This is a genomic window from Teredinibacter purpureus, assembly GCF_014217335.1.
In the GTDB taxonomy this organism is placed as follows: Bacteria; Pseudomonadota; Gammaproteobacteria; order Pseudomonadales; family Cellvibrionaceae; genus Teredinibacter; species Teredinibacter purpureus.
Window position 1 is genome coordinate 3,466,166 of the sequence record NZ_CP060092.1, and the last position, 16,581, is coordinate 3,482,746.

12 protein-coding genes are annotated in these 16,581 nt (G+C 45.8%); 8 read left to right on the forward strand and 4 right to left on the reverse strand.

All coding sequences use genetic code 11. The features are described from left to right. Positions 1–168 precede the first annotated feature (168 nt). From H5647_RS15145 to H5647_RS15180, 8 genes are all read left to right on the forward strand, one after another. Positions 169–954 (forward strand): PP2C family protein-serine/threonine phosphatase, encoded by a 786-nt coding sequence (locus tag H5647_RS15145; protein WP_045859722.1) that lies wholly within the window; start codon positions 169–171, stop codon positions 952–954. A gap of 95 nt (positions 955–1,049) precedes the next feature. After that, the gene (locus tag H5647_RS15150; protein WP_045859724.1) at positions 1,050–1,946 is read left to right on the forward strand and encodes a lysylphosphatidylglycerol synthase transmembrane domain-containing protein; all 897 of its coding nucleotides are present in this window, start codon (positions 1,050–1,052) and stop codon (positions 1,944–1,946) included. 24 nt (positions 1,947–1,970) lie between these two features. Next, positions 1,971–2,984: a glycosyltransferase family 2 protein gene (locus H5647_RS15155; RefSeq protein WP_045859727.1), complete on the forward strand. Its 1,014-nt coding sequence runs from the start codon at positions 1,971–1,973 to the stop codon at positions 2,982–2,984. A 155-nt stretch (positions 2,985–3,139) separates the two neighbouring features. Continuing rightward, on the forward strand, positions 3,140–4,741 hold the full coding sequence (locus H5647_RS15160; RefSeq protein WP_045859730.1) for an ArnT family glycosyltransferase: 1,602 nt from the start codon (positions 3,140–3,142) through the stop codon (positions 4,739–4,741). Beyond that, the gene (locus H5647_RS15165; protein WP_052692100.1) at positions 4,741–7,146 is read left to right on the forward strand and encodes a glycosyltransferase family 39 protein; all 2,406 of its coding nucleotides are present in this window, start codon (positions 4,741–4,743) and stop codon (positions 7,144–7,146) included. The genes H5647_RS15160 and H5647_RS15165 overlap by 1 nt, the downstream gene beginning before the upstream one ends. Continuing rightward, the gene (locus tag H5647_RS15170; RefSeq protein ID WP_236074920.1) at positions 7,136–7,822 is read left to right on the forward strand and encodes a phosphatase PAP2 family protein; all 687 of its coding nucleotides are present in this window, start codon (positions 7,136–7,138) and stop codon (positions 7,820–7,822) included. Before H5647_RS15165 ends, H5647_RS15170 begins: the two co-directional genes overlap by 11 nt. A gap of 94 nt (positions 7,823–7,916) precedes the next feature. Next, a complete protein-coding gene (locus H5647_RS15175; protein ID WP_045859733.1) occupies positions 7,917–11,282 on the forward strand; it encodes a ligand-binding sensor domain-containing protein in 3,366 nt (1,121 codons plus the stop codon). A 306-nt stretch (positions 11,283–11,588) separates the two neighbouring features. After that, on the forward strand, positions 11,589–12,515 hold the full coding sequence (locus tag H5647_RS15180) for a type 2 periplasmic-binding domain-containing protein (protein ID WP_052692101.1): 927 nt from the start codon (positions 11,589–11,591) through the stop codon (positions 12,513–12,515). 9 nt (positions 12,516–12,524) lie between these two features. Here the strand turns inward: H5647_RS15180 and H5647_RS15185 are convergent, their stop codons facing one another. From H5647_RS15185 to H5647_RS15200, 4 genes are all read right to left on the reverse strand, one after another. Then, a complete protein-coding gene (locus tag H5647_RS15185) occupies positions 12,525–13,838 on the reverse strand; it encodes a polyhydroxyalkanoate depolymerase (protein WP_045859736.1) in 1,314 nt (437 codons plus the stop codon). A 158-nt stretch (positions 13,839–13,996) separates the two neighbouring features. Continuing rightward, positions 13,997–14,917, reverse strand: coding sequence for a carbon-nitrogen hydrolase (locus H5647_RS15190; RefSeq protein ID WP_045859738.1), 921 nt, complete (start codon positions 14,915–14,917; stop codon positions 13,997–13,999). After that, positions 14,914–15,963 (reverse strand): agmatine deiminase family protein, encoded by a 1,050-nt coding sequence (locus H5647_RS15195; protein ID WP_045859739.1) that lies wholly within the window; start codon positions 15,961–15,963, stop codon positions 14,914–14,916. Before H5647_RS15195 ends, H5647_RS15190 begins: the two co-directional genes overlap by 4 nt. Positions 15,964–15,984: 21 nt before the next feature. Next, the gene (locus H5647_RS15200; protein ID WP_045859741.1) at positions 15,985–16,503 is read right to left on the reverse strand and encodes a DsbE family thiol:disulfide interchange protein; all 519 of its coding nucleotides are present in this window, start codon (positions 16,501–16,503) and stop codon (positions 15,985–15,987) included. Positions 16,504–16,581: the final 78 nt, after the last annotated feature.

Sequence of the window (16,581 nt, forward strand, 5' to 3'; positions counted from 1 at the left end):
CGGTAATCGCTGCTCTACTTACTTAATTTAGACAATAATTTGGATTGAACCTAACGGGATATGTGACTAAGCCCCTAAATTACGCGATTCACACCTCGAGAACCAAGACACGATTATTAATTTGGTTTACGCTGGTTAGAGATCGGTATAAAAAATAAGTGAACCAGAATGCCACTAACCCAGTTTCACTCCGCTACAGATGTTGGGCTACAGCGAAGCAATAACGAAGACTGTTTTTTAAACATGCCTATGTTTGGCGTGTGGGCTGTTGCAGATGGAATGGGTGGGCATGCCGCGGGCGAAGTCGCCAGCGCTATCGCCTGCGATACCCTTCGGCGAAAGGTTACAACGGGCAGCCATTTAAAAACTGCTGTTCAAGCCAGTCACAGAGCCATTTTAGCGGCCGTCGAAAGTGGCAGAGGCGGTTCAGGCATGGGCTCTACATTGGTAGCACTGCAGTCTAGCGGTAATCAATATGAAATCTGTTGGGTGGGCGATAGCCGAGCCTACAGCTTTTATCGCACACCTACCCACGAACGACCCGACCCCCTTCTGCAGCTCACTCACGATCACTCTTACGTGCAGCTACTGGTCGATTCCGGTGTAATTAGCCGAGAAGAGATGTTGAGCCACCCCGAAAAAAACATTATTACCCAATGTTTAGGCTCCACCGATTTAGAGCGCGTAGAGGTGGACACTTTAAAGGGGCAATGGCAAGACGACGAGTGGCTTCTGCTGTGCAGCGACGGCCTATCTGACGCCGTAAGTGATGACGAAATCACCACGATTTTACAGCATTGCCAAACAACCGAAACCGCTACAACCACGCTAATCGCTGCGGCGCTCAATAACGGCGGAAGGGATAATATCACGGTGCAAATTGTTGCCGCGCCAAGTCGCTTTACTCAGGCGCTCCAAAACGCTATTCGGGCCGTACGTAAAATAATCGGTTAGTCTCCGTTAGTACCTCTACGACTCGCTCCTTATCTGTGGTATAAAGCGCCGCTAATACGCCAACCTCACGTCCACCGTTTTTGTAGCCAAGCTGAATGCCCAAACCTATTGCCACAAGCTTAAAAGTTATCTTCGCTGCGGCCATGCTTGTCGGGCTCGGCTGGTGGGTGCATATAAGCTATGGATGGGCCTCCACCTTGAGCCACTGGCAAACGGTTTCAGGTGCGGCACTGGCTGTAGGGATCGCAATGGTACTCGTAAGCCATTTAGCGCGCGTATGGCGAATTCACTACGCTTACAACCAACAACAACCAACGGCATTCAAGCGAACGCTCGCCGTTAGTTTCGTACACAATACGGTTAGCTTTCTATTACCTATGCGCCTTGGAGAGCTGGCACTGCCTACGCTAAGCCGACACCAACTTAAAATCGACGTAAAATATGCGCTGGCCACACTACTGCTAATTCGTCTATTCGACGCCCATGTTTTGCTCTGTTTGCTCGTGTTTTTTGCCGGCAGCTTATGGCTTGAAGACCTAGCGCTAGTTGCTCCCATCACTTTAATCGTTGCCTTGCCTATTGGGGTAAAAATAGTGCAGCTAGTTGGAACGCGTTTCTCAGCATTGAGTTTCGCCAGCCCTCTCTTACAACAAAGCAGCACCTGGATTACACTATACGTTCAGACGCTGATTATATGGGTGATAAAATTGTTCGCGCTGGCAACGCTTGCTGCAAGCATAGGCGAGCTGCCGATAAACCATGCTTGGATAGCCACTATTATTGCTGATGCCAGCGCTCTATCACCTATTACCGGTTTTGCTAATGCGGGCACTTTCGAACTCGCTTTCACACTGCCTCTAATACCTTTAGGCTATGCTGCCGAACCACTCATTAAAACAGCGGTCAATGTGCATCTGTTTATTTTCGTTATTAATATTTGTATTGGTATTGTCGGTTTTTTATTACTCGATTCAAAACACTCAACCCATTAATTTATTCAAGGTTTTCACGTTACTATGCATTTACCCAGCCTTACTGTAGTTATTCCCGTTTACAACGAAGAAGAGAATATTCAACCTCTATTCGAGGCTTTGGAAGCGGCGTTAAAAAACTATGCTGGCGATTGGTACGCCATAATCGTGAATGATGGTAGCCGTGACCAAACAGCCGCTCGCATTAATACGTGTGTGAGCTCCTTTGGCGCACGATTTAAGCATATTGAATTACAGCGCAACTTCGGCCAAACCGCAGCAATGCAGGCCGGTATCGACGCTGCTGAAACCGAACTTATAGCCACTATGGATGGCGACCTACAAAACGATCCTGCCGATATCCCTCGGCTCGTACGCGAATTGCTCGAAAGAGATCTAGACCTTTTACAAGGCTGGAGAAAAAACCGACAAGATGCGATGGTCTCTCGGAAACTACCCTCGCGCATTGCCAATAAGCTCATCCAAAAAATTAGTGGCGTTAAGTTAGACGATTACGGTTGTAGTCTAAAAATATACCGCGCCGACGTCGTCAAACAAATCCGTATTTACGGCGAGATGCACCGTTTTATTCCAATCTGGATGGCAACCGTATGCCCGCCTCATCGCATTGGCCAAACCCCCGTTAACCATCGCGCGCGAACGGCCGGCGAATCCAAATACGGCATTACACGTACTTTTCGTGTGCTTATCGATTTAGTAACAGTCTTCTTCTTCCTAAAATTTCGCGCACGCCCAGGCCATTTCTTCGGCTCGATTGGCTTATGGGTTGGCATGATTGGCGGTAGCATGATGAGCTATTTGATGTTTGTGAAATTCGCACTTGGGCACGACATTGGCGATAGACCTATGCTCTTAGTCGCCAGTATTCTCGTTATCGCTTCGCTACAGTTCTTAACGACAGGTGTACTATCAGAAATTCTCAGCAGAATATTTTTCCAAACAACCAATGTCAGTAGTTATAAAGTGCGCCAGCCACTTAATTACGAGCTAGGTGAGGAACCCGCTTCAGTCGTTGTTGACGAAAAAACGCCGTTATAATTCGGCCTCACTCACAACACACCGTGTTTTAATGCCCGTCTAGCAGCGCCCCTACAGGCCTCAGCCATATTAAAACACGGTGACCGTTATTCAGCTCTAGTCAGTACGACCTAGTCTTTATTGTTAACTCCAATCAACTTAAAAGTGTATCTAGCGTGCAACTATTCAGTTATCAGCTTCGACGTTTTTTAACGTCGCCATGGGCCATCCACTTTAGCATCGGCTTGAGTTTTTTCTTGGGCTTGGGCTCTATTCCTTTATTTGATTTAGATGAAGGGGCTTTCACGGAAGCGACACGTGAGATGCTTGAAAGTGGCGTTTTTTCTGCAACCTATTTAGATGGAGAGCCCCGCTACGACAAGCCTATATTCTTTTACTGGTTACAAGCCACAAGCGTAAGCGTATTTGGATTTAACGAATGGGCCTTCCGGTTACCCTCAGCGTTAATGGCGTGTTTGTGGACGTTCGCTGTATACCGTTTTGCCGCTGAATTTATTGGCCGTACACGCGGTTTAATCGCTGCGCTTTTTCTCGTTAATTCTTTATGGATAGCGCTAATTGCACGTTCTGCAATTGCAGATGCCACGCTGAATGTTTTTCTTTGTCTCGCAATTTTCGATATTTGGCGGTATTTTCAAACCCCCGCTAAGCCGTTAGTTATACGTATCTATTTATGGATGGCGCTTGCTACGCTAACCAAAGGCCCCGTAGGCGTAGTAGTACCGCTATTAACGTCTCTTGTTTTTCTTATTTCGACGAGAGCCGACAAAAAACACTATCTCGCTTACCTAAACCCGCTTGGCTGGTTTGTGTATATTGCAACGGTTGCCCCATGGGTGATTGCCGTATACCTCGAGCAAGGTAGCGGTTTTTTTGAGGGGTTTATTGTTGAGCACAACCTAAAACGTTTTTCCGCTACACGCGAAAGTCACGGCGGATCGGTACTGTACTACCTTTTTGCTCTCCCTTTGTTAGCCCTTCCTTTTACGGGGCTTCTCGCTGGTGTATTCAAGCCCATTAGAGCACAACTACGAGACCCGTTAAGCCGCTATCTGCTTATTTGGTTTGCTGTGTTTTTTGTTATTTTTTCTTTCTCTAAAACACAATTACCCCATTACATCTTAAATGGGTGTGTGCCTCTCATTATATTGTTTGCGCGGCAGAAAAATATTTTCAATCAACGCCAGTGGATTACTGTTTTTCCTTTAGCCTTCATGGCGCTATTGGTCTCACTACCACAATTGGTTAGCACTGCCGCACAACAAGCGTCTGGCTATGACGGCGCTATCCTATCGCGTCATGCCGAGGTCTTTACGCCGTCATACACTTTATACGCTGTTATCGCTTTTGGCATGATGCTCATAGCATGCCTGCTTCCACGCTTGCGTATTTGGCAACGACTCGTACTGTGCGGCATTATTTTAAACAGCTTTAGTTACACTGTTTTCGCAGATGTTATCTCGAAATTTCAGCAACAACCGATACATTACGCTATTGAGTTTCTTAAGGAGCGAGAGGCTGAACTCGGCGTAAGCGAAACCATCGTCGCGTACCGTATGCATATGCCTAGCTTCAGCGTGTACCGTAAAAAAATAACACCACTACGTGCACCGCTAATAGGTGAGCTAGTCATGACGCGCGTCGACCGCGTAAAGCGCCTTAACCATTATTTACAGGAATCGCTAGACGGCAGTCAAGCTACACTCGTCTGGCAAACAGGCGGATTAGTCATCTATAAAATTCACGAAGAGCCATAATGTTGATTACTTTATTGTCGCAGTATTTCACCCAAATTCATGGCCAGCATAAGCAATTACTGGCCACCGAATACAATCATCTTGATACTCTGAACACCGCTAAGCTTTATCAGCTTTTCGCTATAGCCATGGCTCTGTTCTGTATTGCTTTGGTGGGGTTTGGAATAAAGGGGTATCATTTTGCGTTTTACCCCATTAACGGCTTGGCTAGCCATCTTCCCGAAGTTGTCTTACATTTGCTTACAGTATTTGGCGATGGAGGCCTCTTATTGGCGCTTGTGCTACTCATAGCCAATACAAAAGCGCGCTTCCACTGGCTGGTGTTTGTAACCGCTATTCTCGGCGGTATTGTGTCGAATGTTTCTAAAGAATATTTTGATGCCTTGCGCCCCCCCGCAGTATTAGGCCTGGAAACATTTAATATTTTTGGGAAAGCCTACAAGTACCATAGCTTTCCATCTGGCCACACGTTAACGGCATTCCTATTGGCAACTGCGGGATTTTATCACGCCGAAAAGCCTTGGCAGAAAATTGGCCTAATGATCGGTGCCGTTCTGGTGGGTTTTAGCCGTATTGGTTTAGGTGTTCATTGGCCTGCAGATACACTTGTGGGTGGCGGGCTTGGTATTCTTACAGGCATAGCCGCAATTTTTATAACGCATTACTGGCGGGCAGGACGCTCAGTAAACGTTCACGGCTTTATCGTTAGCCTCTTTATCCTAGCGTGCGTGTTATTGCTTGTAGATAAAAACGACTACCGTCTGGCCCTTCCACTCCTCTACATAGTCGCAGTGTGGGCACTGTGTAGAACCGTTATTAATTACCTTGTGCCGCACACACAGCTTGATCGTTTACCAATCACCTATAGCCACTTTAAGCTGCCCGTTGTGCCCATATGGTGTAATGCACATTACCTTTTTTGGTTTTTCTTGGCTGCGGTAACCATTTACCGAATTGCTGTACTCTTTCAGCCGCATTTCAGCTTATTTTATGACGAAGCCTACTATTACCACTGGTCACTCAACCCTGATTTAGGCTATTACTCTAAGCCCCCCATGGTTGCATGGGTCATCACGGTGAGTACGGGTATTTTTGGTAGTAGTGTGGTTGCGATTAAGTTAATGGCCAGTTTGTTGTACGGCGCTGCTGCTATCACCATTTATTCCACTTTGAAGCGATACAGCACTCCGTCTAATGCGCTAATTGGCGGGCTTGTTTTTCTTTGTATTCCCATGATCGGCTTCAACAGCGAATTTATTACAACAGACGCGCCACTTATCTTTTTCTGGAGCGTTGCCCTACTGTTTGCGTTGCGCGCTATAGAAGAGCAAACCTTTTCAATGTGGTTTTATTTGGGTGTCGCAACGGGTTTGGGAATGCTAAGCAAATACACCATGGGTGCGCTACCAATAGCGGTATTCGGGTATTTGTTAACCTCTAAAATACACAGGCCTCTATTGCTCAGCTATGGCCCTTGGTTGGCGGCCATAGTGGCGGGCGCTATTTTTAGCCTGAACATATACTGGAATCACATCAATGGCTGGGTTGCCTTGCATCACACTCAAGAAATATCGCAAACGAGCGGCAAGCTATTTAACGTTAAATCTTTAGCTGAATTCACCGCGAGCCAGTGGATTATTTTTGGGCCGGTATGTAGCTATTTGCTATTAAAAGGTATTGTTAGAACACAAGGCACGTTGAACAAAGCTACCGCCGCAGACATTACCCAACCGCGTTTCCATTTATTACTCTGGGTCATGCTAACGATACTCGGCACGATTGCCTTGCAGGCTTTTTTATCTAGAGCATTCCCCAACTGGGCTGGCCCTTGGATGGTCGCAGCGACATTATTGCTCGCACTTACGTGGCCAGCGGCGTTTACCGTCAAGCGCTTTCATTCTCTACTTATGAAGGCATTAGCCATCAATTTAGTATTGCTCTCATTATTTTATCACTGGCCTGCGCTACTTCGCTGGATTGATATAGAGCCCAATCGTAAGAACGACCCCTTTCAGCGTGTGGCAGGATGGCCCGCACTTGCCGAGGAATTAAAACCTTTTCTTACGCAATACCCCAATGCAATATTAACCAGCGATTCTCGCGATCTACTTGCCTATTTAGGCTATTTCGCCATGCCGAATCAATTTCAACTAGCTCGCTGGAACCCAGATGAAACCAATATTCGCGATTACTACGATTTAAAAGCCAACCTACGCAAATGGCAGGGTAAAACCGATCAAGGTTTTATCTTTGTAAGCCGTCGAGAGCTAAACACAGCCATATCAAGTCAATTTGAACGCGCGACACCGCTAGGTGTTATTGCGACCGAAGTCTATCGAAACGACAGTATGAGTGTTTCGGTATCGTACTTAAAAGGTTTTAAGGGGTATACTCGTGACCATTAAGCGCCCTACTATCACGTCTTTTTTTCGTATTGACACCATATTGTTTACAATGAGCGTTCTGATTTTTTTGTTGTGGCCAGATATAGATCTAGCTGTTGCAGCCTATTTTTTCGATCACAACACGTTCACCTATGCAGATAACTCCGTTGTTCGCTTTATCTACCTAGTGTTTGCTCGAATCCATATTCTGTACCTCTTGTTTTTTATAGGTGCCATAATTTACTGCTCACGAAAACGCCTACCCAACGCTAAAAAACGTTGGGTTTACTTATTGATAACACTCGTAATTGGGCCTGGTATATTGGTGAATCTAGTTTTGAAAGATAATACGCTAGGGCGACCGCGGCCCCAACATATAGAACAATTTGGCGGTGAAATGATCTTTACTCCGGTGTTTTATTATTCAGGTGAATGCGCTAAAAACTGTTCGTTTGTGAGCGGCCATGCAGCCATTGGCTTTTATCTCATGGCTATTGCATGGGTCACCCAGCGGCGTCGCTGGATTTTTTACGGTATTGCGCTGGGATCTTTCGTGGGGTTTGTTCGCATATTGCAAGGCGGTCATTTTCTTAGCGATGTCCTGTTCGCAGGTTGGTTTACTTACTTCACCTACACGCTTATCGGCTACTTAATGGGCATGGTGCCAAAAACACCCGCGAGGCTGCCGCCCAGTTAACGCTAAAACTCGCTTACGCAACCCGCTAAATCGGCGACTGCACTATACTGATGAGAGGCCACTTCTTTGGAACTCGGTGAAACTCTCGTTAACAATGACCTTTAACAAGCGTTATCTGCGCAAAAACCCACTATCGGTGCCTGCCAGCCGCCTATTTTGGCGTGTGGCCATTACACTGTTACTGCTTACGACCTTTTCCAGCTCAGCGGAAACGCGCAATAGCGACACGAAAAAAAGCTTATCTGAGCCCCCGAAAGATATTCGCTTTAGCCGCTATTACAAGTCCCATATTAACGAGCACCGCTTTAGCTATATCAGCACGCTCGCACAAGGCCCTCTAGGCTTTCTTTGGGTAGGCACAGCCAATGGTTTGCTGCGCTATGACGGTCGATCGACACGGCTCTACCGAACCGACACCAACAACCCTGCAACTATTAGCGCCAACTATGTCAGGCGAATAGCCTTTGATAACAACAACATTATGTGGGTAGCAACCGAATACGGATTAAATAGCTACGACCCTGCAACCGACAGTTTCAAGCGCTGGATGCACGACCCCCGTAACTCAAACTCCCCTTCCAATAACTTCATAAAAACCGTTACGGTTACCCGCGATAATCGCGTCATACTCGGCACCGCGGCAGGTATGGATATTATCTCCGCCAACCGCCGACTGTTCAGCCACTATCAGCACGAACCGAATAACCCGAATTCTTTGAGTAACAATTACGTGCGCGTGGTACACGAGGCAAAAGATGGCCGAATCTGGATTGGTACCGAAGGTGGCGGGCTCGTGGTTTTCGACCAAAAGAAAAATAGTTTTAGGCGCTACAAGCACGACGCTAACAATGCGCAATCTATCATTGATGATTACGTAACTGCCGTCATTGAAGACCAGCACAATCGTATATGGGTAGGCACCCAAGGCTCGGGTATCAGCAGAATAGAAGCCAATGGAAAAACCATTACAAACTTCCCTCACAACGAAGATGGCTCAGGATTACCCGACGGCATTATTTATGAAATAAGTGAAGATAAAACAGGCGCATTATGGTTTTTAACTGACCGAGCAGGGGTATTAATTTACGACGAAAAAATAGATAAATTTATCGCGTTCCAGAACAAACCCTATGACACAACGACCCTTGCATTTGACACGGTAAAAGGGTTTACCGAGGACACCAACGGAAACATTTGGATCTCCGCCTTTCCGGCGGGTTTACATTACTTCAACCGAAAAGCTTCAAAATTTCAGTATCACTACAACATTCATAACAATGCCAATAGCCTGTCGAACAGCACCATTCTAGACGTAACTCGCGATCACACTGGTACTCTATGGGTGGGAACCGAAAAAGGTTTAAATGCCGTAAACGAAAAAAACAACACCGTTAAACAGTTTCTAAAAGGCGACCAACCCAACCAATTAAACGCACATGCCATACTCGCGATTCAAGAAGATACAGACGGGAAAATTTGGATTGGCAGCTGGAATGGCGGCCTCTCACGACTCGACCCAAAAACTAACACCTTAACTCACTATCCTGTAGCCGATTCGGGCCCTCACACAATTAACAGCGCATTTGTATGGAAAATATTTCTCGATTCTAAAAATAATCTGTGGGTAGGCACCGAAACAGCCGGCTTAAATCGGTACGACAGAACAACTGACAGTTTCACACGCTATGTTAATAATGCCGCCGATGACAGCACACTTAGTTACGATTATATTTGGGATATTATGGAGGACTCAAAAAATCGGCTATGGATCGCCACACAATACGGATTAAATCTATTTCACTATGATACTGAGTCGTTTACACGGTACCTTCCAGAGGATGACCGGCCCGTTAGCTTGTCTACAGGACGACTACAAGATTTAGAAGAAGACAGGCAAGGTAACATTTGGATAGCGACCCAAGGCGGTGGTTTAAATTGGTTCAACCCAGAAACAGAAGAGTTTAAGCACATTCGAGTGAATGATGGCTTGCCCGATGACAGCGTAGCGGCAGTAGAAGAAGACGACAGCGGTTACATTTGGGCGGCAACATCTGACGGATTAGTTAAGATCGACCCATATTCTCTACACATTATCACAGGGTTCTCAGAAGCTAACGGCCTAATGAGCCATGAATTTATACGAAAGGCTTCGCACAAGGATAAAGACGGAAAACTATATTTCGGTAGTTCGAATGGTCTTCTCAGCTTTTATCCTGACGAAATAGAGGTTGAACAGGCTCTTCCAAAACCCATTATTACCGATTTCCAAATATTTAATCAGGCGATGGACTTTATTGGGATTCGGTCATCCGGACACCCTTTAGACGAGACTTCGAACAAACAACACTCGCCCATTCAGCTTGATCATAAAGCATCGATGATTACTTTTGGCTATACCGCCATTAATTTCCAACAAAGGCGTCACAATTTATTTGCCTATAAACTCGATAATTTCGATACTCAGTGGAATTATGTTACCAACAAAACTACCGCCACCTATACAAACCTGGACCCAGGAGATTACACCTTTAAACTAGCCACTGCCGATAGCAATGGAAAACTATCGAATGAGATTGCGAGCATCGACATCTATATTGCTCCACCCTCGTGGAAAAGTTGGTGGGCCTATCTTTGCTATACCTTTTTTGGCGCCACAATCATATTTATACTATTAAGATTGATTACGCTAAATTTAACGACCCATAAACTTAACAAGCTCGTAGATATAAGAACACAAGAACTTACTCGAGCCAACAATGCTAAAACAGATTTTTTAGCGAATATGTCACACGAATTACGAACACCACTGAATGCTATTATAGGCTTTTCAAAGCGCCTTAAAGATAGGCGCGCCACAATCGACACAGAAAAAGCAGGGAAAGCCCTGGAATCCATTTATAGGAATGGTGTTCATTTACTGGCAATTATTAATGACATACTGGATATCGCCAAAGTTGAATCTGGCACCATGAGTATTTTCGTTATTCCCTGCGATATAAGAGTCGCCATTAAACAGGCCATTAGCGACATGCGACCTCGTGCAGAAGAAAAAGGTTTAATCATTGTTGACCCGGGAGAGTTCACCGTTAAAAAAATTATGGCTGACCCAATTAGAGTGAGCCAAATCGTAAACAATCTACTCTCGAATGCCATAAAATACACACAGAAAGGCCATATAACTATCCGTGTTACACTTCAAAAAATTGATAACATAGAATATTGTCGAATAGATTTTGAAGACACTGGTATAGGTATTCGAAAGGAAAATCAATCAAAACTATTTACGCGTTTTGAACAATTTGAGACAGAAACCAGAAAACAAAAAGGCTACGGCACAGGGCTTGGCTTAGCGTTAGTTGAAAATCTTTGTCGCGCGCATCATGGCTGGGCTGAATGCAAAAGTAAATTTGGAGAAGGCAGCACTTTCTCTGCCGTACTTCCAACCACGCAACCAGAATAATTTCACTCAGAAAGTTCTGAATTAGCGCGCACGCTATTTTACGTAATTTTAATTTTCCTCACCGATAAAAAACTGCGACATACAAATATACAATAAAATACTGTATTGCCTTAGCTCTTTCTCTCAAGCGCATCCGTTCCGATACTCCATAGCCTTAAATTGACCGATTAAAACAACCGTGCGATCATAGAGCACTTAATAAACAGAACGATCGGTTTTTAGTGGCTCAACAAGTACTGTGCAAATTGAACAAAGCACTACCTCCAGCCCAATAATTCTGTACGTTTCACAATAATTACAAGGCTGATGAAAAAATATTTCTATAGCGTTTCACAATTCACATTACTTTTGTTAGCCGGCTTTGCGGCTACATTCTGCATCGCAGAACCCATACAAAAGGCGCAATTCTGGGCAACCGGGGTTAGTACTTCTCGCGCAACATATGAATCGCTTTTAGCGGAAGAATTACTGAAAAAAACAGAAGCTGAGTACGGACCGTACAACTTCGGTGTAAATTATCTACAGGTTAATTACGATAGAGGAAGACGTGTTGTTGCTGAAGGCCGTGTCGTTAATTTCTTCACTAATCCTTTACCGGCTCGCAAGCTCGAAATCGATCGAGAACTAAGCGTTATTCACACACCGGTCATGCATGGCTTACTGGGTTATCGTGTACTTATTGTACGAAAAGATAATCTCGAAAAGTTTAAGCGTATCGAAAACTATTCTGATCTTCAGAAATTTAAGGCAGGACAAGTAAATTTTTGGGCTGACGTGCCCGTCTATGAAGAAAATGGTTTGCCACTGGTACTTAGCAGTTCATTTGAATCGCTTTTTTTTATGCTAAGTCGTGGTCGGTTTGATTACATTCCCTTAAGCGTCGGTGAAGCGCGGCAAACGTTGGAAGAAATTAGTACTCAGTACGACAACCTCGTTATTGTTCCCGACATAGTCATTTATTACCCCTTCCCTGTTTTCTTTCAAGCGAGTAAACATTACCCTGAACTCACGGTTCGTTTACGTAAAGGTATGCAAATTGCTCAATCAGATGGCACGCTAGATAAACTATTCAATCATTATTTTCACGATGTTCTTACCGAACTTAATTCGGAGAATATTCGCCTGTTTCGACTGACTAATAGTAATCTTCCAGCAGGGATTTCAGTACGAGAGCCGGAACTAATCCATACGAATAATATAGTGCTAGCCCCAGGCGTTGTGTCTATCCCCTAATATTAGGCGTTACGAGGACGCACCACTCACAAACAACGGTGCGTTTTCTTTTTGGTATTTTCGCTCAGTTTTTTCATCAAAAAATTTCTGGAAAAACAGCTCCATTCTTGGCTTCACCTCAGAGCGGAAACGACTCCCACTGAATACCCCATAGTGGCCGACACCCTTTTGGATATAATCTAACTGATGCTCCTGTGGAATATTGCAACAAAGCGTGTGTGCGGCCTGCGTTTGCCCAATACCCGAAATATCGTCTTTCTCACCTTCCACTGTCATCAGGCCCACCTGCGTAATACATTCAGGCCGAACAAGCTGCCCCCTATGCATAAAGGTTCCCTTCGCCAGCGTGTGCTCTTGAAACACGTCACGAATAGTTTGCAGATAGAACTCTTCCGTTAAGTCGAGCACTGAGAGATATTCATCATAGAAATCGCGATGTTTTTGGGCGTTATCGCAGTCGCCTTCAACAAGATGCTCAAAATATTGATGATGCGCCGTAACATGGCGCTCTTGGTTCATCGTGATGAAACCACTTAATTGTAAAAAGCCCGGATACACTCGCCTCGTTACGCCTTTGTTAGGCCAGGGCACGGTATAAATCATGTTGTCTTTAAACCACTCAAATCGCCTTTCCATCGCGACTTGGTTAGGCACGGTGGGCGATAATCGGGTATCAATGGGTGACCCCATAAACGTCATAGTGGCAGGTAGCGCAGGGCTATTGTGCTCGGACATGTACGCAACCGCAGCGAGTACTGGTGGCCCAGGCTGACAAATACCAATAACGTGGCAACCCTTACCCAGAACGTCGAGTATTTCGATAATGTAGTCTATGTAGTCGTTTAGATCGAACGCCCCTTTACTGAGTGGGACATCACGCGCATCAGACCAGTCGGTAATATAGACCTCATGATTTGGTAAAAAGGCCTCAACAGTACTGCGTAGCAACGTAGCGTAGTGGCCAGACATAGGTGCCACCAGTAATACACGGGGATGAGCAGTAACAGCGTCACTCTGGGCGCTACGAAGCTGGTCAATGTTGCGCTCAAAATGCAATAAACGACAAAAGGGTTTCGACCAAATAATCCGCTCGGTAATTGCAATCGTTTGCTCGTTTATTTCAGTGGAGGCAATACCCCACTCTGGTTTTGCGTATCGACGTGTGAATGACTCAAAAAGATCGCAAGCCGCAGCAGCCGTTCGACCTGCCCAAGTATACGATGCGGGATTATAAGGGGATTCTAAAAATCGTTTATTCGCGTCTACAACTTCTCGCAAAGGTGCTAGCGCAGCATGATTGAGTTCGTAAGCGTGGTATAGCATGACTGACCCTCCGAGACCGGATAGTCGTGTGAAAGAGCACTGGATAGATCAATAATAGCACACCAATGCTGCACTGCACCATTGGTGTGGAGGCACGCCCGCTCTCGGCGAGTGAATGGCCAACATCATTGCCATCAAACCGGTGATTGTGGCTTGGCTTAGTCGAGCCATCGTCGGGTTAGGTTGTGATAGGCATCTATACGCCTATCGCGAAGAAAAGGCCAGATCCGACGCACGGACTCTGATCGTGCAAGATCTACCTCGGCACAAAAGGCGCCTTCCACTTCTACAACCGGCGACAAACAAAATTCACCTTGCGGGCCAACGATAAAACTAGACCCCCAAAATTCTATGCCGTCGCCATCGCTCAGAGGCGACAACTCGAAACCCGTGCGATTCGCAACAAGAACCGGCAGGCCATTAGCAATTGCATGGGACCGCTGAATTGTGATCCACGCCTCTAATTGCCGCTTCTGTTCGTCCGTATCGTCATTTGGGTCCCACCCTATTGCGGTTGGATAAATCAGGCAATCGGCTCCTGCCAGCGTCATTAAGCGAGCGGCTTCGGGGTACCATTGATCCCAGCAAACAAGCACACCCAGCTTACCCAGCCGTGTTTGTACTGGCGAAAAACCATTGCAGGCTGCACCTTCTGCATCGCCCGGGGTAAAGTAAAACTTTTCATAAAAACCTGGATCATCTGGAATGTGCATCTTCCTAAAGATACCCACACAACCACGATCGCCATCATAAACCTGTGCAGTATTGTGGTAGAGGCCAGGCGCCCTCTTTTCGAAACCTGACATCACTATCACGATATTAAGTTCATCCGCGAGTGCCGCGATAAAACGTGCCGTTATGCCGTCTAAAGGTTCGGCTAAATCGAACGCATCGGTATCTTCAACTTGACAAAAATATTGCGTAGCGTGTAATTCTTGTAGCACGATAAGCTCAGCGCCTTGAGCTACCGCATCGCGAATGTGCTCTTCCGTTGCGCGCAAGTTCTCGTCTTTATCATTGCCAGAGATGGCTTGTTGAACCACGGCGGCGATAAAACGATTTTTTTTATGAGGGCTCATAGAGCGTCTCCTGCAATTTGCATCGTTGCGCAATGTAAACTGCCATGCTGCTCCAGTAAAGCTTCACACCGTATTGGAACAATTGTGTAATTGGGTGCAATGGCAGTCATTGTTGAAATGGCCTCTGCATCCTCCCTAACCCCGTAGGTTGGCACATAAATATGGCCGTTACAGATAAGGAAGTTAGCGTAGGTAGCGGGAAGTAAACGGTCGTCCACCTTGCTTCGCACAATAGGCATTGGCACTGTGTGCAATGTCCATTGTTGTTCGTTACAAATGCCCTCTAATTGTCGGTTTAATGCTTCTAGGGCTTCGGCATCGTGATGCTGCCGGTTACGACCACAGCACACGACTGTGTCGTCATTTATAAAGCGGGCAATGGTATCTATGTGGCCGTCAGTATCGTCACCGGTAAGCTGGATATTGTGTAGCCATTTAATATCGTGAAGACCTAACGTTTTATACAGCATAGTGGAGACCGCAAGGTCATTTAGCCCAGCGTTGCGTTTATCGTCCACAACACAATCACGGTTAACCAATAAGACGCCCTTACCGTTTATCTCGAGACCGCCACCTTCAATCACAAAATCGCTTTTTAATTGCGGAGCAATGCCATAACGCACCAACGCTAAGGCCGCTTGATTATCGGCCTGCGATGAATATTTTTGACCCCAGCCGTTAAAATTAAACGATTTATAACTGTAGTGCGATGCACCCTGCTGGTTTTCGTCTTCAATAAAACTCAGAGGGCCGTAGTCTCGAATCCATGTATCGTCATAGTCGATATCGGTAATAATAACTAAACGGGACCGTTCAGCATTTGACAAATTAGCTGTACGGCAAAGCTTTTCTAGCCACGAGGCCCAGTCACTTCCCGGTTTAGCGAGTAGTTGTACTATAAGACTATTGTCGTGCTGCAGAAAGTTAGTAACCATCGAGCGATAGCACTCAAGTGCTTCATCAATAACCGCATCCCAGTCACTGCCTTTATACGGCAGCGCTAATAACAATGAGGTTATCGAAGAGTATTCAGGTAGTAGGCGCACAACAAGCCTCGTCCAAAAAGACTATTGATTAAAGATCGGCGCTAGTGTCGATCGCCAAACACGCTCGTCAACAACACCAACGTGCTTGTAACGAATAATGCCTTCAGCATCGACAACAAACGTTTCTGGCGCTCCATAAACGCCTAAATCCAGGCCAAATCTACCATCTTGATCTGCAATATTAATAATGTACGGATCTTCAAAGTTTTTAAGCCATTCGCGAGCAGGCTCGTTTTCATCCTTATAATTAAGCCCAACTATAGCAACACCTTGGCCCGCCAATTTATTTAAAAACGGGTGCTCTATTCGACAGCTTGGGCACCACGTTGCCCACACATTAAGCAAATAAGGTTTACCGGCCAAATCGGCGTTGGTAACACGCTCATCTGCACGCAATAAATTGGGAAGATCAAATGCTGGCACGGGTTTATCGATAAGCGCAGACGGCAAATGATTTGGATCTATTGAAAGCCCCCTCCACAAAAAAGCGGCCATTACCACAAAAATAATTAAGGGAATAAATAACTTAAACCGGTTCACGATTCGGGCGCTCCTGTCGGCGTTACAGCCCGCAACGGCTCTTCGATTACCGAGCCTTCAGTTTCTCCTTGCACGTCC

What these genes read in the sequence shown, in the direction of transcription:
- H5647_RS15145 (WP_045859722.1), top strand. Translation starts at nt 169, where the DNA reads ATGCCACTAACCCAGTTTCACTCCGCTACAGATGTTGGGCTACAGCGA.
- H5647_RS15175 (WP_045859733.1), top strand. Translation starts at nt 7,917, where the DNA reads ATGACCTTTAACAAGCGTTATCTGCGCAAAAACCCACTATCGGTGCCT.
- H5647_RS15155 (WP_045859727.1), top strand. Translation starts at nt 1,971, where the DNA reads ATGCATTTACCCAGCCTTACTGTAGTTATTCCCGTTTACAACGAAGAA.
- H5647_RS15185 (WP_045859736.1), bottom strand. Translation starts at nt 13,838, where the DNA reads ATGCTATACCACGCTTACGAACTCAATCATGCTGCGCTAGCACCTTTG.
- H5647_RS15165 (WP_052692100.1), top strand. Translation starts at nt 4,741, where the DNA reads ATGTTGATTACTTTATTGTCGCAGTATTTCACCCAAATTCATGGCCAG.
- H5647_RS15190 (WP_045859738.1), bottom strand. Translation starts at nt 14,917, where the DNA reads ATGAGCCCTCATAAAAAAAATCGTTTTATCGCCGCCGTGGTTCAACAA.
- H5647_RS15150 (WP_045859724.1), top strand. Translation starts at nt 1,050, where the DNA reads ATGCCCAAACCTATTGCCACAAGCTTAAAAGTTATCTTCGCTGCGGCC.
- H5647_RS15180 (WP_052692101.1), top strand. Translation starts at nt 11,589, where the DNA reads ATGAAAAAATATTTCTATAGCGTTTCACAATTCACATTACTTTTGTTA.